We start from the raw sequence: 18991 nt of genomic DNA, 5'->3' as shown, positions 1-18991 counted from the left end.
GCAGGCCTATGCTAAGCCGAGAATTGTTGGTTCAGCAGTCGTCCATCCTTGTTGAGCAGAATGGGAAACGGAGCAAATGGCGGGGCGTCTTCTGACGCCCCGTTTTTTTTTTCAGGTGGCAGGTGGGAAGACGCTCCTGTCGAAAGTGACAGGGACGATGGAATGTGGAATGTAGCTGCCGTGGAGTGGCCCGGCTTGATGGCGTGGAATGCATAACCGTTGCGGCGTCGCCCGGAAACATGTTATAGATTGAAGTCAATCACATGTATCACGAGGTCCCATGTCCACATCAATTCCCCGTCGCCTCTGGGTGACGTTCTCCTGCTATGTCCTTGGCTTCTACGCCTCTGCCATCAACCGGCTTCGCACCAAGGGGGAGGAGCATATCCCCCGTCGGGGCGGCGTCCTCATCGCCGCCAATCACATCTCCGCCGGCGACACCATATTTCTTCCCGCTGTTGTCGTCAAGGCGTGCCCGATGCAGATGCTCTGGGCGCCGGCCAAGGAAGAGTTGTTCCAAGGGCGTATCCTCCGCTGGCTGATCTCTTCCTGGGGGGCGTTCCCCGTCAAGAGGGGGCGGGACCTGCGGGCCGCCAAGGTCCTGAATGACCTTCTGGCGGATCAGAAGGTGATGCTCTTCCCCGAGGGGACCCGTCACAAGGACGGCGTGCTCGGCAAGGGGAACCGGGGTGTGGGGAAGATCATCTACGATACCCGGCCTGCGGTTGTCCCCACCGCTCTCATCGGCCTCAATCATTGGAAATTTCCCGGTTTCGGCCAGGAGGCAACGGTTGTCTTCGGCAAGCCGCTCGACTTCGCCGACCTGTTTGCGCTGCCGGATACCAAGGAAACCCACCAGCTGATCGTCGACCGGGTCATGGATGCCATCGCCGACCTCCTGAAAGCCGAAGGGGCCTACGTCAATGAGGGTTGAGATATTCAGCGACGGCGCCTGCAGCGGCAATCCGGGGGTAGGGGGGTGGGGGAGCATCCTGCGCTTCGGCGATACGGTGAAGGAACTGTCCGGAGCGGAGGGGGAGACCACCAACAACCGGATGGAGATGACCGCAGCCATCGCCGGGCTGGAAGCACTGAAGCGCCCCTGCGAGGTGTTTGTCACCACCGATTCCCAGTACCTGGTCAAGGGGATGACCGAATGGCTCCCCGGCTGGGTCAGGAAAGGGTGGGTCAACAGCAAGAAGGAGCCGGTGCTCAATCGGGACCTGTGGGAGCGGTTGCAGTCACTGGCCGCCCTGCATAAAATCCATTGGGTCTGGGTGCGCGGACACAACGGCCATCTGGAGAACGAGCGGTGCGACGAACTGGCCCGGAAGGCAATAGAGGCGTTCAAAAACGGTAAAAAGTAAAAAGCGGTTTTTCTTTTCACCTTTCACAGGTTTTATGAGCTATTTCATCATCGAAGTCTCTGAGCAGGAGATAAAGCGGGAGCGGGAGAAGGCCCGCGAACTGCGCGCTTCCCAGTGGTGGAAGAACCGCGTGGCGAAGGGGGTCTGTCACTGGTGCGGCGGCACGTTCCCGCCGGCCGAGCTTTCCATGGACCATATCGTGCCCGTGATCCGCGGCGGCAAGAGCACCCGGGGGAACGTGGTGCCGTCCTGCAAGGAGTGCAACAACAGGAAGAAGCACCTGCTCCCCGTGGAGTGGGAAGAGTATCTGAAAAACGTGAAGGGTGAAGAGTGAATGGTGAAGGGAAACGGTTATAAAGCGGTGATCTACGATTGTGACGGGGTGATGTTCGACTCCTTCGAGGCGAACCTGGCCTTCTATGACCGGATCATGGCGCTCATGAGGCGTCCCTCCCTCGACCGCGGCGACGGGGAGCAGATGCGCATCCTCCATACTTACGCCAACCGCGAGGTTCTCCGCTATTTTTTCCCCGACGAGGCGCTGTTCAACGAGGCTGTCCTCTCTGCCGCCGCCATCGACTACCGGGAACTGGTGCCGTTCATGCGGATGGAGGAGGGGTTCCGCGAAACCCTCGACGTGCTCTCGCCGCGCTACGGACTTGCCGTCTGCACCAACCGCTCCACGTCCATGGACATGGTGCTGGAATCCTTCGATCTTGCCCGCTATTTCGGCTGTGTCATGACCGCCAGCAAGGTCGCCAATCCCAAACCCCACCCGGAGCCGCTCCTGCGCGTCCTCGACCATTACGGCATCGCCCCCGCCGAGGCGCTCTTCGTCGGCGATTCCGACGTGGACCGCCAGTCGGCCCAGGCTGCCGGCGTCCCTTTCGTCGCCTACAAGGCCGATCTCCCCGCCTTTGCCCGGATCGACCGGCACGGTGACATACTGGAACTCCTCAGATCCCCAGCACCTCCGCCAGCCTGAGCATCTCGTCCTGGGGACGCTTTTCCCCCTTGATCACGTTGGCCAGCGGGGTGGCGAGGATGTCGTTGCAGGAAAGTCCCACCATCAGCCCCTGCTGACCCGAAATCAAGAGTTCCACCGCCTTTTTGCCGAAGCGGCTTCCCAGGAGCCGGTCGAAGACGGTCGGCGCGCCGCCGCGCTGGTAGTGTCCCAGCACCGTAACCCGGGTCTCGAAGCCGATGGCGTCCTTGATGGAGTCGGCGATGGTTTGGCCGTTACCCACCCCCTCGGCGAGTATGATGATGGCGTTGTCCCGCCCCTCCTCATACCGGGCCCGGAGCTGCTGGCATATCTCGGCCAGGTCGAACTCCCGTTCCGGCACCAGGGCATATTCGGCGCCGCTGGCGATGGCGCTCACGCTGGCGAGGTAGCCGGAGTTGCGCCCCATCACCTCGATGACGAAGGCGCGGGCGTGGGAACTGGCGGTATCCTTGATGCAGTCCACCGCGTAGATGATGTTGTTCAGCGCCGTGTCGACCCCGAGCGCCATGTCGGTGAAGGGGATGTCGTTATCGATGCTGGCCGGGATGCCGACGACCGGTAACCCGAGGTTATGGAGGGCCAGCGCGCCGGACAGCGACCCGTCCCCCCCCAGGATCACGAGCCCTTCCACTCCCAGATCCTTCAGCATGGCGAGCGCCTTCTGCTGTCCCTCCGGCGTCCGGAATTCGGGAGAGCGGGCCGACTGGAGAAACGTCCCCCCCCGGTGGAGAATGCCGGAAACCGCCTTGGAGTCGAGGCTGAAGCAGTCACCCTTCATGAGCCCCAGGTATCCCTTGCGAAAGCCGACGATTTCGATGTTCATCCGGAGGGCCGTGCGGACCGCGCTCCGGATGGTCGCGTTCATGCCGGAACAGTCGCCGCCGCTGGATAAAATGCCGATCTTTTTCATGGTGCCTCCGGATGTAGCTACTCCGCCGTCATTGCGCGGTGCAGCTTTTGAGTTGGGCAATCTCAGCCTTGAGTCGGGCTATTTCTACTTTCAGTTGGGCGTTTTCGGCTTTAAGCTGCTCCACATCGGACTCCTGACGGGGAACGGCGGGCTTGCTCTCTGCCTGCGCCGGATCGGCACCCGCACCGGCTTTCTTCTCCGGCGTGGCCGCGGTCGCTGGTGGAGAGGGGGCGGTGACCTTCTCCGCCTCGCCGATCTTCTTGCACCGGTCGTTGTCGTACTCCTTCACCGCCTTCTGGGCGGCGAAGCACCCGCTCGGATTGAAAAGATACCGCACACCGCTACAACTGTCGACAACTTCCGCACGTAACACCTTTTCTTCCCGTACGCACCGGTCATACCCGTCGCCAGCCAGAGCGCTGCCTGACGGGAGAAGCACCATGGCGACTAATGCGAGCACCTTTTTCATGTTCATCCCTCTGATTCATTCTGGTTGGAGCGGTAAGTGTATCTCCATCAGCTTCCCGTTGCAAGCTGGGCGGCCAGCGAGCGGATATGCCGGTCATCGGTCCCGCAGCAGCCACCAAGAATCTTCAGGCCCAGTTCCCGGTGCAGACCGGCGACGGACCGGCCGAAGGCTTCCGGATCTTCCTCTACCAGGCTGGTGCTGTCGTTCAGATCTTCGGGGCTCAGCGCGGCGGTATTGGCCAGCAGGCCGATGACCCGTTGCCGAACCAGGGCTGACGAATGGGCTTCGTGCGTCAGAGCAGCCCGGGCAAAGGAGACATGGGTGCAGTTGATCATATAGGCCAGAGGGGGTGGCGTCACCGTCGCATCTATGGCGGCGATGGCATCCTTCAGTGGCGTACCGTCCAGCAGGGTCCCTTCCGGGCGGACAACGAAGCTGAGAACGTACGGCTGGCCGGTGGCGGCAAGGGCCAAAGCCAGGCCGGTCGCCTCGCTCAACGCCGGAAGGGTGGCGGCGAGGAGGAAATCGACCCCGGCGTCGGCCAGCTTCCCGGCCTGCCAGGCGTGGAACTCCCGCGCTTCGGCAACGGCCAGCGCTTCGGCAGGACGGTAGGCGTCTCCGCGGCAGCTCATCAAGCCGCAGATGACGACGTTCTCCGCGTACCCTCCGCAGCTTTTCCGCAGTGCATCGAGAAACCTGGCATTGTCCCCGTTCACATCGACGCCGGCATATCCGGCCGCTTCGATCCGCTCCCGGCTCGCCCGCCAGGTCGGCGTGGAAACGAGGAGCGGCAGGCCGAACTCGCGGCCTATCTCCAGGTACTGCCGGCAGATGGTCTCCAGGGCCGCCCGTTTCCCGTCGTAATAGATAAAGGCCGAGTTGACCAGGTGGGGATCGAGCTCCAGGTCGCCGTTGCGGCGAAGGCGCTCGATGACCGCCCCTTCGCCGAGGATGCAGGGAGATTTCTCCAGAAATTTCGCGAAAGGGGTAGGGGGCATGGAATGCACCTGCTCAACGGGCTGAGGCTGACCCAGTTTTTGGGCGGGTCGTGCCGACGGATGGACGACAATCGTAAAATCTGACCCCGAAATTTTATTCAAACCTGCACCTGTTAACAGGGCCAGTATTCTACTATTCTGCTGTTATTGCGGTTCGAGAAAGCAAAGTCGGGACAAGAGCTCGATACCCTGATCTATCTCGGCAGCGGACATTCCGCCGAAGCCAAGCAGAAGGTTTGTCGAGGCCGGTTCGCCCGTGATGCAGGTGGCGCTGAACGGAAACAGGCGGATTCCCTCTCGTGCGGCCCGACGGATGATCTCCTGTTCTCCGGCATTTCCTTCATGCAGCTGTAACACCACATGGAGCCCTGCGCCCTGCCCGATGACGGTAGCCCTGCCGCCGAAATGATGCTCGATGGCCTGGAGCAGGGTATCGTGCTTCTTCTGATAGAGGATGCGCATCCGCCGGACGTGCCGCATCCAGTGCCCCTGCTCCATGAATTTTGCCATGGTTCTCTGTTCCAGCAACGAAACGGTGGCAAAATAATCCTGGTAAAGCCCGTGGAACGAGGCGAGCAGCGGGCGGGGGAGCACCAGGTAACTCAGGCGCAGCGCCGGGGACAGTACCTTGGAAAATGTCCCCAGGTAAACGATATTTGCGTCCGGTCGCAACCCTTGCAATGAAGGGATCGGCTTGCCGTGGTAGCGGAGTTCGCTGTCGTAGTCGTCTTCGAGGATCAGGTTGCCGCCCGATGCCGCCCATTCGATCAATTTCAGCCGGTTGGCGATGGGCATCACGCAGCCCATGGGGAGCTGGTGCGAAGGGGTGACATACACGATGGTGCTGCCGCTGGACGTGAGGCGGTCCAGGTCGAGCCCGCTCGGTGTCACGGCAACAGGGACGACGTCGAAGGAGTTATTCCGGAAGACCGCGCGTGGCAGGTGGTACCCGGGATTTTCGACCGCCACCGACGAATGGCTCTCCTTCGACAGGTGAGCGACCATATCCAGGCTCTGCTGGAGCCCGGCGCAGATGACGATCTGGTCCGGCTCGCAGATCACACCACGTGAACGCTCCAGGTACTGTTGAATGTTGCTGCGCAATCCCCAATCTCCCTGGGGATCGCCATACTGGGAAAGCTCTCGGGCACTCTCCCGCAGGCACTCCAGCAGGCACGTGCGCCACAGTGCCGTGGGAAAGCTGGCCGGGTCGAGTCGCGCAGGATGGAAATCGTATCTGTAGCTTGACGAAGGCTGTGGGAGGGGGCTCTGTTTGCGAGGTTTGGGGGATAGTGGTAACGGCGCGACATCATGGTCGAGCACCGAGACGAAATAGCCACTGCGCTGCCTGCTGTAGATGTATCCCTCCGCATACAGCTCCTGGTAAGCTCCTTCAACCGTGTTGCGACTGGTCGAAAGTTCGGCCGCCAGATCCCTGACGGACGGGAGTCTGGAATTCGCGGGCAGTTTCCCCGACAGCACGTACTCGCGTATCTGGTTATAGAGTTGCTTGTATAATGGGGTAGTATCGTTACTATTCAGAATGAACATACGCTGTTCCCGTCATAAGTAAGGCTGTATACTCACATCACAGGAGGTAGTACCATGATTCCCGAAAAACTGCTGGAAATACTGAAACAGGATGGCATCGTTGCCATCGCTACTCTGGGCCAGGATGGGCCGCACATGGTCAACACGTGGAACAGTTACGTGCGCATATCCGCCGATGGCCGCTTGCTGATTCCCGCCGGTTACATGCATCGCACCGAGGCGAATGTTGCCTTCAACCCTGATGTACTGATTACCTTGGGAAGCAGCAAAGTGCAAGGTTTGCATGGCCCGGGCGCCGGCTTCCTGATCAAGGGGAAGGCCGCATTCATAACGTCCGGACCGGATTTCGATCTGCTGAAGTCGAAATTCGACTGGTTACGCGCCACGTTGGCTGTTACGCCCGATTCTGTAACTCAGACGTGGTAGCAAAGACAACACCATAAGGCACCTTCTGCATCACCAGGTAAAGACGGGATTATTAGAATAGCTTGTGTGGATAAGTGTATGCACAAGTCATGTGGAAAAGTGCCCGATAGCTGTGGATAAGTTTCCAAAATGCAATGTTACAACGGGTGCTTTTGCATTTTGCACAACAGATAGGCAGCTTGCCTAACTACCTGTAATGACTTGTCAATAGTTATTTTTGCGTACAGTGTATTTTTTACAAATATGCAACAAATTGAAAACCGGCAAAAAGATGAAGTAACGTTGATAACTCGAAGTAATTACATGACTAAAACGTAATAATTGAATCCAATTTATTAGAGAGGGCGACCACAAGGTTGCCCTTTTTTATTTCCGAGGAGATACCGCCATAGCCATTCAAACCCATCCGGCCAGGAAGATACCAGCTAATTGCATAATAGCACGCCTGATACCATTCACTCTTCCTGGTGATCAGTGGGCGGCTTTCACCGCTCAACCTGCCTGGTTGGACCGAACTTCTTTTCAGCTCTGGCATGAGCCTTAGCCGCTTCGACTTCACGGTTTTTGGGAGGAGCGGCAGTCACGAGCGAACTGAGCAATCGGGAGGATGCAGTTTCAATCTCTACGACCGCACGATTGAATGCTGCTTCGTTCACTGAGGAAGGCTTGGCAAAACCTGCTATTTTCCGCACGTATTGAAGAGCAGCCGCGTGGATCTCATCGTCAGTTGCTGGTGGGTCGAAGTTGTACAGCGTTTTGATGTTCCTGCACACGCCTGTTACCTCCGTTGTTTTCGCTCGTCGAGCAGATCCCCATATAGGCAAGTTCCTTTCATAACAACTCATGTATGTCTCTTTGTGTCATGATTTTTAAAACCAACGGCGTGTGCGGTAAGCGGGCCTAACCGCTCCACCCGTTGGCTAGACAATATTTGTAATGTCAGATATAGTCCTGACGTTTCCTTTTTGATCAAGCAGCTTAAATGCAGGTCTGGACGAGTAGACATGCTTGCCAGCAAAGGCAAATGTTCTTGAATTAACAGATGCTACCAGACGCTCATTTGCTTTTACTATTCTGTCCTCGCCCTCAAATGTTCCAATAATTGCCATTTCTTTAATTGCAGGAAAGACAAGCTCTGTAGATCGCATTCCATGACCGGGGGGATAAAATCCACCCTGAAGCTTGGGGTCCGTCCAAATGAGTGAGACAGGATGATCAGATGATATAAAGTAACCAGACCTTTCATCGGCCTGAACCACACTCCAGCTACGATCTGCTAAAGTAGGCAAAACTGCATCAATACCAGTCATTTCAAGCTCTATATTTTTAATGTTTGCTATCTCTATTGTATATTCTTTCCCATCATGGAAATTTTTTACATCCTCGTAGGTTATAGAGTCATTCACATCAACGCCTGATTCTTTCATTTGGGAAATAGTCGACTCATATCGTTCTTTTGTCGCTAGAGTTAAGTCACTGATGAGCTCAATTATGTCTGTTTGAAATTTGTTTATGCTTTTTCTAACATAAGGATTTCTTATTGCCAAGTGTGCGACAAGATTCATAAAGATATTGAAATCGGCGTCTTTTGGCATTTCATGACGAGCACGGATTTGATCGAGAACTTTGGCAGCTTCTGTTTCGAATTGAGAAAAAATCTTTTCAATTACATCTGGTGCATGTCCTTCCAGTTCAACAGTGTTAAAGTCTCGAACTGCCCCCACATTCCTAGGGCAAGTGCAAAACGATTTCCCTGTTTTGAGATCAAAGACATGGAGCTGCGATTTCTTGCTTGGAGACTTAGCAAACCCCTTCAAGTAGCACTGAGGTAAGTAGTGATGATTTCTTGCAGTATTGCTCATATTTTTTCCGTATAACTAGTTAGTGTCCATCCAGAAACTGAAATACCTTTGGAACAGATAGTGTCAGGCTTGCAGTTGTGCAATTTGTTGTGATAGTGCAGTTACTTGTTCCGCGAGCTGCTGCTCTCGCTTCTCCCGCGCCCGTTCTCGCTCCGCCGCAGTGACCGTCAAGCAGCATCCTTGAACGTATGATAAGGCTGTATAAGGACTTCTGCCGGGATGCCGAGACCTCTGTGAAGATTTCGGATCATTTCCATTGTCAATGGTCGCTTGCGGTTCAGCACCTCGGAGACACGGGCGCGACTGCCGATATAAACTTCCAGGTCGCGGCGCGAAAGGCCTCTGCTTTCCATGTGGTACAGGATGGCCTCGATCGGGTCGGGGAGGGGGATGGTATACTGTTTTTCTTCGTAGGCTTCGACAAGGGTTGTCAGCACTTCGAGCCTGTCCGCTTCCGGTGTATCCGGGGAGGCGTCGAACAGTCGCTCGATTTCTTCCAGTGCTACCCGATAATCAGCCTCGTTCTTTACCGGTTTGATTTCCATATGAATTTCTCCATTCAGATCGTTGTCGCGTCGACCTTGTCATAGTCCCGATGAGTGCCCACGAAGCGGATAAACAGTATGCCGTGAGCGTACTGGATGGCGACGATAAGGCGGTACTTGTTCCCTTTGATGTTGAATACGACCCGGTTGTCGGCCAAAAAACTGGCATTGCGGTAAATTCTCTTGATGTCTGCCGGAGAATGCCATTCGGCGCGCTTCGCATCATCATACCACGCCTGCAACGGCTGCCGTGCGTCGGGGTGCCGGTCCCAGAATTCTCGGAGGGTTTTGCGGGATATGATACGCATGGTGAGTGAATTATAACCTGCTCCCGATGTGGGAGCAAGTGTTATTTTGCCTGATAGCATGGCCCACAATTTTTCTCCACAAATACCCCGCAGGAATGCTACTATGGCACCCGCCGCTTCGGAGGGGGGCGGCGCTTCCCATGCCCATCATCAGACTTTCCGACAACAATACCTTGACCATCCCCGCCGAGGTGGCGAAAGAGCTCGGACTCAAGCCGGGGGAGAGCGTGGAGCTGACTCCCGCGGACGGGGGCTACCTGCTGGCGCGCCATCAGCCAACCATCGAGCCCCCTGCTCCGGAGCCGCTGGCCGAGTCCATCAACCGCAAGAACCTGGCCACCGCCTTCCGGTTCATCAAGGGGGTCGGGCCGAAGCTGGCGGAGGCGCTGGCGAAGAAGGGGATCGCCACGGTGGAGGATGCCCTCTACCTTCTCCCCAACCGCTACGAGGACCGGCGGGAGTTGCGGCCGGTGGGGAAGCTGCGCCCCGGCCACACGGAGGTGTTCCACGGCGAGGTGCTGACCGCCGACACGGTAGCCACCCGGGGCGGCCGGCGCTTTTTCGAGGCGATCGTGAGCGACGGGAGCGGCACCATCTCTCTCAAGTGGTTCCATTTCAATCCCGCCTGGCAGAAGAAGGCCTGGCGGCCGGGACGGAAGGGGATATTTACCGGCGAGGTGGCCCAGTACGGCTATCAGCGGGAAGTGCACCATCCGGACGTGGAGTGGTTGGCGGAGGGGGAGAGCCTGGCGACGGTCATGGCTCGGGACCCGTTCAACTTTGGCCGGATCGTCCCGGTCTATCCCCTGACCGAGGGGGTTCACCAGAAGACCATGCGCAAGGTGCAGAAGGAGGTGGTGGACGGTTTTGCCGCTGCCGCCGTGAATCCGCTGCCGGCGGAGATCGTCAGCCGCAACGGGCTGATCCCCCTGCCGGAGGCGCTGCGGGAGGTCCACTTCCCGGGGGAGAGCGCGACGCTTGAGGCGCTGAACGAGGGGCAGACCCCCGCCCACCGCACCCTGGTCTTCGACGAGTTTTTCTTCCTGGAACTGGGACTGGCCCTGAAGAAGCGGGGGGTGGCGCTGGAGGAGGGGATAGCCTTCGCCGTCACCCACCGGTACACCAAACCGCTGCTGCAGCTTCTCCCATTCCAGCTGACCAATGCCCAGCGCCGGGTCCTCTCCGAGATAAAGAGCGACATGATGGCCCCCCATCCCATGCACCGCCTGGTCCAGGGGGATGTGGGGAGCGGCAAGACCCTGGTGGCGCTCATGGCGGCCCTGGTGGCGGTGGAGAACGGTTATCAGGTCGCCATCATGGCCCCCACCGAGATCCTCGCCGAGCAGCACTACCTTACCATCCACCGCTGGTGCGAGCAACTCGGGGTCTCCGTCACCCTCATCACCTCCTCCCTGAAGGGGAAGGCGAAGACGGAGGTGCTGGCCCGGGTCGCGGACGGTACGGCCCATATCGTCATTGGCACCCATGCAGTGATCCAGGATAAGGTGGAGTTCTTCCGCCTCGGCCTTGGGATCGTGGACGAGCAGCACCGGTTCGGCGTCATCCAGCGGGGGCTTTTGAAGAAAAAAGGGGCGAGCCCGGACATCCTCGTCATGACCGCCACCCCCATCCCCCGCACCCTGGCCATGACCGTCTTCGGCGATCTCTCCCTGTCGGTTATCGACGAACTGCCGCCGGGACGGACTCCCATCGAAACCCGCATCTGCTTCGAGTCCCGCCGTCCCCAGGTCTACGCCACCATCCGCGGGGAGGTGGGGAAGGGGCGCCAGGTCTATGTCATCTACCCGCTAGTGGAAGAGACGGAGAAGTCGGACCTGAAGGCGGCGACCCAGATGGCGGAGCACCTGCAACGGGACGTTTTCCCCGATCTCCGCATCGGTCTCCTCCACGGCCGCCTCAAGCCGGAGGAAAAGGAGGGGATGATGGCCGCCTTCAAGAACCGGGAGATCGACATCCTGGTCGCCACCACCGTCATCGAGGTGGGGATCGACGTCCCCAACGCCACGGTGATGGTCATCGAACATGCCGAGCGGTTCGGCCTTTCCCAGCTCCACCAGCTGCGGGGAAGGGTGGGGCGGGGGAGCGCCAAGTCCAGCTGTATCCTCCTCACCCCCGGCCGGCTTTCGGAGGATGGGGAGAAACGGCTCCGGGTGATGGAGGCGACCACCGACGGCTTCAGGATCGCCGAGGCGGATCTGGAGATCCGCGGCCCGGGCGATTTCCTCGGTACCCGCCAGGCCGGCATCCCCGATTTCCGGGTCGCCAACATCCTGCGGGACGGGCGGCTGCTGGAGGAGGCCCGCCGGGAAGCGTTCGCCCTTCTGGACGAAGACCCGGCCCTGGCACATCATCCCCGGCTCAGGGAGGAACTGGTGAAACGGTGGGGAGGGCGGCTGGAACTGGCGGGTATTGCGTAATACCACTTCCACATCAAGGCGCTATTTAGGGTGGCCCTTGATCTGAAATTGGCATGACTCATCTTACTGAATGGAGGAACAGATGTCTGAATTTACCAACGTAACCGTAGTCCGTGAAGCAAATGTCTATTTTGGAGGCACCGTGACAAGCCGCACGGTCATCTTTCCCGACGGGACGAAAAAGACCCTCGGCATCATGCAACTCGGCGAGTACACGTTCAACACCGGTGTTGCCGAGGTAATGGAGATACTGGCAGGAGAACTGGACGTGAAGTTACCGGGTAGTGACCAGTGGGACCGGATCCTCGGGGGTGAATCCTTCGAGGTGCCCGCCAATTCGTCCTTCACCATGAAGGTGCTTACTCTTACCGACTACTGCTGTTCGTACCTTGGTTGACGTGCTCAACGAACAGAGCCCCCCATGAGTCCAGCCACTGACATCACCGAAGTAGTACCGGTCGTCGGCCGCTTCGCCCCGTCCCCCACGGGGCCGCTCCATCTGGGGTCGCTGGTGGCGGCTGTCGGGAGCTATGCCATGGCGCGCCGAGTGGGCGGAAAGTGGCTTCTCCGGATGGAGGACCTGGATACCCCCCGCGTGGTACCCGGCATTGCCGACGACATGCTCCGCACCCTGGAGGCCCTCGGTTTCCGGTGGGACGGCGAGGTCGTCTACCAGAGCCGCCGCACGGAGGCCTATCGGTCGGCCATGGAGCGGCTGCTGAAAGCCGGCCTTGCCTATTCCTGCGGCTGCACCCGCTCGGAGATTGCCCGCATATCCTCTGCTCCCCACGGCGCCGAGCCGGTCTATCCCGGTATCTGCCGCGAGGGTCTTCCGGAGGGAAAGACGGAGCGGGCCTGGCGGGTGAAGGTCTACGATGAACTGATCGCGTTCGACGACCTCTTTATGGGGCGATTCAGCCAGTCACTTGCGTCCTCCTGCGGCGATTTCGTGATCCAGCGGGCCGACGGCCCCTTCGCCTATCACCTTGCGGTGGTGGTTGACGATGCCGAAAGCGGCATCAACCAGGTGGTGCGCGGCGCCGACCTCCTCTCCTCGACCCCCCGCCAGATCTACCTGCAGAAGCTCCTCGGCTTTCCGAAGCCGGTCTACGGCCATCTTCCCCTGGTCGTGAATCCTGACGGGACAAAGCTCTCCAAGCGGGAAAACGCGGTTTCCCTGACGGATCGCGACCTGGCACGGGAAGGATGGACCCTCCTGTTCGCGGCACTCCGGTTTCTCGGCCAGTCCCCACCCCCGGACCTGAACGGGGCACCTTGCCCGGAAATCCTCGCCTGGGGAGTGGATAGTTTCGATCCGGCCCGTATCCCACCCACTCCCGCGCCATTGCCACTTCCCACCCGGGCAGACAAGTTGCCGTCCCGGCGGTGAGTCGAAACTCTCCGGAGGGTCATGCCCATCGCAGTAGTGGATTTTACGGCACCATTGCAGTATACTGTTGCAGCGTTTTCGGTTAAAGAGGGTCGACGGTCACACGACCGGATGTCTCTAAAATCCAGACTGTTTGTGAGGTCGCTATGAAACCAAGGTCGCTCTTCACCATGCTGACGGTTCTTGTATCGCTCTTCATGCTTCAGGCGGAGGGGGCGCACGCCGCCGTGACGCTGTCGCTGGTCCCCTCCGGCACCAACCGGTTCGTGATTAACGGGACCCCGATGGACGGGGTTGCCGCCCTGGATATTACCATCACCTATGACAGCAACCTGCTGGCCAGCCCAATTGTAGAAAAAGGGAGTGTGATAGGTTCGGCAATGCTTGCTGCCAATCCCAATGTTGCCGGATCGGTCCGTATCGCCATCATCAATGCCACTCCGTTCCAGGGGAGCGGGCCGGTGGCCATTGTCACCTTTACCAGTAAGGGGAGCGGCACCGGCAATCTGGGGATGACGGCCTCTGTTGTGGATAAGGATGGCAGGTCGATGTCGGTGATTCCCGTAGGCGTTGGCTATACCGCGACGACGGTCGATACGGCAGCAGGAGGGACGGGCACCACCGGCGATGCAGCGGGCAGCACGACCGGGACCGGGCAAACGACCACGACGCCCACTACGACTACCACCACGACCACCACAGCTACTACCGGCTCTACCACAACACCCGTAACCGTCGGTACGGGGCAGCCGACCTGGCCGGTGGGGATGACTGTTTCGACCGACACTAATCCCGCCGCGACACCGGCCAAGGAACGGAAAGAGGAGCCGGCCATGCCGACGGCGGAGCCGGTCCAGGCACCTTCGGCGCCTTCGGCACCTCCCCAACAGACTGCCCCCCGGCAACCTGCCGTCGAGCCCCCGCCGGTTGCCGCACCAGCCGAACAACGTACGATGACCGCCGCAAAAAGCGTCCTGGCAAAGTTCCGCGACTACAAGGGGGAACGGACTCCCAAGGCGTTGATGGACCTGTTCAAGCCGGAGGAAGGGGCGACTTACCGCCAACAGCCTTCCGTTGTCCTGTCGGACGGTGTGACGGCGGTTAAGGTGAGGGTGGCAGTGCCGGCAACGGCAAAAAATGCCCCCAACTTCGCCTTGAAGGATGCCAAACTGGTTTCCCTGCGCCGGGATGGCGACGCGGCGTGGGCCGTGGAGGCAAAACCGGTGATGGGGACCTCGACTGCAACCATTACCATGCTGCTGGATGGCGCGATTACGGAGATACCGGTCGTCGTTGCGCCACCGGCGGACATCACCGTGGTCAAGCCGGGGGTTGCGCCGACGGAGGCGGAATTCAACCAGTTCCTCAAGGAGAAGGGGACGGACAAAGCCCCCCGCTTCGATCTGAACAAGGACGGCAAACGGGATTACCTCGACGATTACATTTTCACTGCCAATTACCTGGTCCTGACATCGAAAAACCAGGCTGGCGCCAAGCCCGTCACGAAGTAAGATGGAAATGGCGCCGTGACCTCAGGGGACAGGCCCATTGCCATCGCGGCGGTGGGCCTGTCCTTTATCGTGGATGCTGATATTTATTGATTGCTGCTGCACCGGGAAGGAGTCCGCTTGGCCACACGACGCAAAAGCACCAACCGCCGCAAGCCCTCGCCCGGCGGGAGAAGACCGTTACTCGCCCTCCTCGTGGTAATTCTCTTGATTGCGGGCATATTTTATCTGCTGGAGCGGGTCAAATCCCGCATCCCGCTGCCACCACCTGCTCCTCCGGCGGTGATGGAACGCCAGAAAATACCACCCCGTGCCGCCGAGACACCGGTCATCCTCAGGGAATACACGTCCGTGGTCACTCCTCCCGCGCCGAAAGCGAAACCTCGCCAGCGGGTGACCGCCCCCGGCACGGTGGCGATCGTCATCGATGACATGGGGAGCAGCATGGACGAGGCGCGCCAGCTGCTCGACATCAACCTCCCCCTGACGTTTTCCATCATCCCGGGGCTTGCCAAGTCCCGCGCCGTGGCGGAATCGGTCCATGCGAAGGGGCGGCAGGTAATGATACACATTCCCATGGAACCGAAAGGGTTTCCCCAGCGGAAACTGGAGAAAAACGGCCTGCTCCTCTCCGAGAGCAATGCCGACATCGAGCGGCAGGTGGCCGACTACCTCCAGTCGGTGCCGTATGCGGTGGGGGCCAACAATCACATGGGGTCGAGCTTTACCGAGAATAGTGAAAAGATGGGGGTGGTGCTGAAGGTACTCCGGGGGAAGGGGCTCTTTTTCATCGACAGCAAGACCTCACCGGCCTCCGTCGGGTATAGTCTCGCGAAGAAGATGGGGATGCCGGCGGGGGTGCGCCAGGTGTTCCTCGACAACAACCAGGACGTTGCTGCCATCACTGTTCAGCTGGAGCAGGTAGCCGCCGTGGCGCGCAAGCGGGGGAGCGCCATCGCCATCTGCCATCCCCACCGGCAGACCATCCAGGCCCTTGCCGCCGCCATGCCCCGGATGCAGCGTGAGGGGATACAGTTTGTCGCGGCATCGGAACTGGTCAACTAGGCACAACGCCATATTTGAGCGCTACCGACGCTGACGCGTCGTCGGCTTCCTCGACGTACTGATGTACGCCTCGTCGCCTTCTCCTTGCCGCCTTGGGATCATCTCAAATCTGACGTTGTGTGACCTGCATGATCAAGTAGACTCACGCCCTGGCTGGCAACTGCTCCACGATCTTCCGCTTCAGCCGCATGAATTCCCGGTAGGGCTCTTCCTTGAGGATCGACTCCGGCTCTTGGGGATTGACGGGGTGAATGAGGAGGACCCCGTCCCGGAACCCGTTCTCCTGTCCCGCCAGTGTCTCCGTCATGAGCAGGTGGAGCTTGCTCCGTTCCCTGCTGAGAAATCCCCCTTCAAATTCCTTTACCGGAAAATCCTTCCGCTGCAGCGGGGAACCGTCCCGGTTGAGGCGGCTGAATTCCACCTGCTGCCCCGCACCGTTTGCCACTGGCCGGCAGACGAACACCGACTCCCGGGCCACGTCCCGCACCATCTGGGCTGCCGGGGAGGCGGCCTGCTCCGGACCGATACCGTAGATATTCGCGGTGAGGAAGCCTGCAAAACATTCCGTGTCGAGGAAGCCGCTGGCTCCCCCATCGGAGGTCTCGAAGAAGTAACCGGCTGACCCGTTCCCCACCTGCTGTCCGCAGAAGAGGCACTCCTGCTTTATTCCGCTCAACCGGCCGAAAAATGCTGCCTTCTTCCGGTCCGTTTCCGCCGTCTGCCACTGGTGAAAGAGGAGGGCACGGGGTTCGGTGGTTGCCGAGATTTCATCCAGGATGGTTCGCGCCAGCTCGGCGAACTGGCCGTGGACGTCGGTTCCCCGTGCATGGGTGAGAATGGGGTAGATGCGGCCGTCCGGGTTGGTGTTGAGGCTTTCCACCTTGGGGCTCTTGGAGATGAAGGTGTTGAGGCAGCGGTAACCCCGATTTACGGCATAGGCCCGAAGCAGACTCTTCTGGTCCCGAAACGGGCCGTCGAACTTGATCCGCTCGTCGATGAGGCAGGGGATGAGGGAAAGACTCTTCTTGTCGAGGCCGCGCTTGTCGAAGGTTTCGAAGATATTGCGGCAGTTTTCCAGGGAGGGCATGTCCTTTACCGGTATGAGCACCCGGTCGGCGGCGTAGAGGGCGTTCTGGGTGAGGATGTCCAGGTCGGGGCGGGTGTCGATGATGAGCACCCCGGGAATGCGGGACTGGGCCAGGAGCCTGGCCAGCGTCATGGGACTCCGGATCGCCCCCTTCAGATCGTTGAGGTCTGAGGACGAGGGGATGTAGTTGATGCCGTACTGGCCGGTGTGGAGAAGGTCGCAGCCGGAGGTTTCCATGAGGAGGTCGGCCACGGTGCCCCGGGGCGCCTGTCCCTTGAATTCGAACATCTTGTCCACGGAGAAGTGGTTGTCGAAGGAAAAAATGGAGACCGGCAGCTCTTCATGGAGCGCCCTGAGAAAAATGGCGAGGTTCGTGGCGAGGGTGGTCTTGCCGACCCCCCCTTTTTCCGACGATACGGTGATGACATAGGGATATGCGTGATTTTCCATGGGAGGGATGATAGTATGGAACGAACCGTATCGTCAACCGCTTTGACTTCCATTGCTACAACGCCATATTTGAGCGTTAACTTCGTTGCTTTGTCGTCGGCCTCCTCAACGTACGTTCAGGTACGCCTCCGGGGCCTCCTCCTCGCCGCCTGGTGATCATCTCAAATCTGACGTTGTTGTATACAATGCGGTAGTAGTTGGGAAGCGAAGGAGACCATGGTGGAACTGTTTGGTGAGAAACGGATACTGACCGTCAGCCAGCTGACCGGACTCATCCGGGGGGTGCTGGAGGAGAATTTCGAGCACGTCTGGGTGGAAGGGGAGATATCCAATCTGGCCATGCCGGCGTCGGGGCATCTCTATTTCACCCTCAAGGATGCCGGCGCCCAGCTGCGCTGCGTCATGTTCCGCGCCTCGGTACGGGCGCTGAAGTTCAAGCCCCGGGACGGCATGGGTTTGATCGTCCGGGGACGCCTGACGGTCTACGACCAGCGGGGTGATTACCAGCTGCTGGTGGAATACCTGGAGCCCCAGGGGCTCGGCGCTCTGCAGATGGCCTTCATCCAGCTCAAGGAGCGCCTGGCGAAGGAGGGGCTGTTCGCCGAAGAGCACAAGAAACCGCTCCCGCGCCTTCCCCGGCGGATAGGAATCGTCACCTCCGCCACCGGTGCCGCCATCCACGATATGCTCAATGTGCTGAACCGGCGCTTCGCCAACCTGGAGATACTCCTCTACCCGGTACGAGTGCAGGGGGAGGGGGCGGCGGCGGAGATCGCAGGTGCCATAAGGGATTTCAACCGCCTCGGTGCGGTGGATGTGCTCATCGTCGGCAGGGGAGGGGGCTCCCTTGAGGACCTGTGGGCGTTCAACGAGGAGGTGGTGGCCCGGGCCATCCACCAGTCGCGCATACCGGTCATCTCGGCGGTGGGTCACGAGGTGGATTTCACCATCGCCGATTTTGTCGCCGACCTGCGCGCGCCGACTCCCTCGGCGGCGGCGGAGCTCGTGGTCCGGAGCAAGTCTGAACTGGTTGCCGAGGTGGATTCCCTGTCCCACCGCCTCCGGCAGACAATGGAACACCGGCTGGCGGGATTCGACAGGGAGGTGCAGGTTCTCAGCCGTTCACTCAAGGATCCGACCTTGCTCCTCGGCCATCTCGCCCAGCGGATCGACGATCTTGCCGGCCGGCTCAACCTGGCCTGCCGTGGTGGAGAGGAACGGCGCCGTCAGCTGGTGCAGTTCCTTGTCAACCGGCTGCGCCTGCAGAATCCCGCGGTGGAGGTGGAGCGGGGGAGGGAACTGCTGCTGGGGCTGGCGAACAGGGCCGAACGGTCCATGGTGCGTCGTCTGGACAGTGCACGGGAAGGGATCGCAGTCGGTGCCGGCAAGCTGGAAGCACTTTCTCCCCTGGCAACTCTGGCGCGTGGTTATGCCATTGCCAACCTTTTGCCGGAGGGGGTCGTGATCCGTGAAAGCTCACAGCTTGCGGCGGGGGACCGGTTGCGTCTCCGGCTCTTCAGGGGGAGCGCCCTGTGCAGGGTCGACTCCTGCGAGGATTAATCAGAAAGTGGTAGTAACAAAGCCTCATTCACTCCGATTCCCTTTCAGCTG

The 18991-nt window shown here is 59.6% G+C and carries 20 protein-coding genes; 11 read left to right on the top strand and 9 right to left on the bottom strand.

Annotation, left to right across the window (positions count from 1 at the left end; genetic code table 11):
* The first annotated feature begins 280 nt into the window (after positions 1-280).
* From LDN04_RS14480 to LDN04_RS14465, 4 genes are read left to right on the top strand one after another with little or no spacing between them, the layout of a single operon-like run.
* Complete coding sequence (locus tag LDN04_RS14480) at positions 281-934, top strand: 1-acyl-sn-glycerol-3-phosphate acyltransferase (RefSeq protein WP_223912093.1); 654 nt, start codon at positions 281-283, stop codon at positions 932-934.
* On the top strand, positions 924-1367 hold the full coding sequence (gene rnhA, locus LDN04_RS14475) for a ribonuclease HI (RefSeq protein WP_223912090.1): 444 nt from the start codon (positions 924-926) through the stop codon (positions 1365-1367). Before LDN04_RS14480 ends, rnhA begins: the two co-directional genes overlap by 11 nt.
* A 34-nt stretch (positions 1368-1401) precedes the next feature.
* Entirely contained in the window at positions 1402-1701 is a 300-nt protein-coding gene (locus tag LDN04_RS14470; RefSeq protein ID WP_223912088.1) for an HNH endonuclease, read from the top strand.
* A complete protein-coding gene (locus LDN04_RS14465; RefSeq protein WP_223912085.1) occupies positions 1702-2352 on the top strand; it encodes an HAD family hydrolase in 651 nt (216 codons plus the stop codon).
* Here LDN04_RS14465 and pfkA read toward each other — a convergent pair.
* The 4 genes from pfkA to LDN04_RS14445 form a co-directional block, all read right to left on the bottom strand.
* The gene (gene pfkA, locus LDN04_RS14460; RefSeq protein ID WP_223912083.1) at positions 2324-3283 is read right to left on the bottom strand and encodes a 6-phosphofructokinase; all 960 of its coding nucleotides are present in this window, start codon (positions 3281-3283) and stop codon (positions 2324-2326) included. The two genes, LDN04_RS14465 and pfkA, sit on opposite strands and share 29 nt — an antisense overlap.
* 28 nt (positions 3284-3311) lie before the next feature.
* Positions 3312-3752 (bottom strand): septum formation initiator family protein, encoded by a 441-nt coding sequence (locus tag LDN04_RS14455; protein ID WP_223912080.1) that lies wholly within the window; start codon positions 3750-3752, stop codon positions 3312-3314.
* A 47-nt stretch (positions 3753-3799) separates the two neighbouring features.
* Positions 3800-4750: a homocysteine S-methyltransferase family protein gene (locus tag LDN04_RS14450; RefSeq protein ID WP_223912077.1), complete on the bottom strand. Its 951-nt coding sequence runs from the start codon at positions 4748-4750 to the stop codon at positions 3800-3802.
* Positions 4751-4894: 144 nt separating this feature from the next.
* A complete protein-coding gene (locus tag LDN04_RS14445) occupies positions 4895-6301 on the bottom strand; it encodes a PLP-dependent aminotransferase family protein (protein ID WP_223912075.1) in 1407 nt (468 codons plus the stop codon).
* Between the two features lie 54 nt (positions 6302-6355).
* Between LDN04_RS14445 and LDN04_RS14440 the strand changes: the two genes are divergently transcribed.
* A complete protein-coding gene (locus LDN04_RS14440; protein WP_223912072.1) occupies positions 6356-6727 on the top strand; it encodes a pyridoxamine 5'-phosphate oxidase family protein in 372 nt (123 codons plus the stop codon).
* Between the two features lie 485 nt (positions 6728-7212).
* Here the strand turns inward: LDN04_RS14440 and LDN04_RS14435 are convergent, their stop codons facing one another.
* The 4 genes from LDN04_RS14435 to LDN04_RS14420 form a co-directional block, all read right to left on the bottom strand.
* Complete coding sequence (locus LDN04_RS14435; RefSeq protein WP_374045174.1) at positions 7213-7500, bottom strand: DUF2277 domain-containing protein; 288 nt, start codon at positions 7498-7500, stop codon at positions 7213-7215.
* A gap of 147 nt (positions 7501-7647) precedes the next feature.
* Positions 7648-8589 carry a DUF4238 domain-containing protein gene (locus LDN04_RS14430; protein WP_223912067.1) on the bottom strand — a complete coding sequence of 314 codons (942 nt, stop codon included), beginning with the start codon at positions 8587-8589 and terminating at the stop codon, positions 7648-7650.
* A 167-nt stretch (positions 8590-8756) separates the two neighbouring features.
* Entirely contained in the window at positions 8757-9134 is a 378-nt protein-coding gene (locus LDN04_RS14425) for a type II toxin-antitoxin system HigA family antitoxin (RefSeq protein ID WP_223912063.1), read from the bottom strand.
* 14 nt (positions 9135-9148) lie between these two features.
* On the bottom strand, positions 9149-9442 hold the full coding sequence (locus LDN04_RS14420) for a type II toxin-antitoxin system HigB family toxin (RefSeq protein ID WP_374045173.1): 294 nt from the start codon (positions 9440-9442) through the stop codon (positions 9149-9151).
* 140 nt (positions 9443-9582) lie between these two features.
* On the opposite strand from LDN04_RS14420, the gene recG reads away from it, so the two are divergent.
* The 5 genes from recG to LDN04_RS14395 all read left to right on the top strand — a co-directional run bounded on the left by recG (position 9583) and on the right by LDN04_RS14395 (position 15843).
* On the top strand, positions 9583-11880 hold the full coding sequence (recG, locus tag LDN04_RS14415) for an ATP-dependent DNA helicase RecG (protein WP_223912057.1): 2298 nt from the start codon (positions 9583-9585) through the stop codon (positions 11878-11880).
* An 82-nt stretch (positions 11881-11962) separates the two neighbouring features.
* On the top strand, positions 11963-12277 hold the full coding sequence (locus LDN04_RS14410) for a pyrimidine/purine nucleoside phosphorylase (protein ID WP_223912053.1): 315 nt from the start codon (positions 11963-11965) through the stop codon (positions 12275-12277).
* Positions 12278-12301: 24 nt separating this feature from the next.
* The gene (gene gluQRS / locus LDN04_RS14405; protein WP_223912049.1) at positions 12302-13270 is read left to right on the top strand and encodes a tRNA glutamyl-Q(34) synthetase GluQRS; all 969 of its coding nucleotides are present in this window, start codon (positions 12302-12304) and stop codon (positions 13268-13270) included.
* A gap of 146 nt (positions 13271-13416) precedes the next feature.
* Positions 13417-14781 carry a cohesin domain-containing protein gene (locus tag LDN04_RS14400; protein ID WP_223912046.1) on the top strand — a complete coding sequence of 455 codons (1365 nt, stop codon included), beginning with the start codon at positions 13417-13419 and terminating at the stop codon, positions 14779-14781.
* A gap of 117 nt (positions 14782-14898) precedes the next feature.
* Positions 14899-15843: a divergent polysaccharide deacetylase family protein gene (locus LDN04_RS14395; protein WP_223912043.1), complete on the top strand. Its 945-nt coding sequence runs from the start codon at positions 14899-14901 to the stop codon at positions 15841-15843.
* A 142-nt stretch (positions 15844-15985) separates the two neighbouring features.
* Here LDN04_RS14395 and LDN04_RS14390 read toward each other — a convergent pair whose 3' ends face one another.
* Positions 15986-17380, bottom strand: a complete 1395-nt coding sequence (locus LDN04_RS14390) for a ParA family protein (RefSeq protein WP_223912040.1) — start codon at positions 17378-17380, stop codon at positions 15986-15988.
* A gap of 219 nt (positions 17381-17599) precedes the next feature.
* Here LDN04_RS14390 and xseA point away from each other — a divergent pair, with 219 nt between their 5' ends.
* Positions 17600-18940 carry an exodeoxyribonuclease VII large subunit gene (gene xseA / locus LDN04_RS14385; RefSeq protein ID WP_223912037.1) on the top strand — a complete coding sequence of 447 codons (1341 nt, stop codon included), beginning with the start codon at positions 17600-17602 and terminating at the stop codon, positions 18938-18940.
* Positions 18941-18991: the final 51 nt, after the last annotated feature.

Origin of the sequence: Geobacter sp. AOG1, from assembly GCF_019972315.1 — a bacterium.
GTDB lineage: Bacteria > Desulfobacterota > Desulfuromonadia > Geobacterales > Geobacteraceae > Geomobilimonas.
Note: the sequence above shows the minus strand (reverse complement) of the source record. Positions and strands in the feature narration are given on the sequence as shown.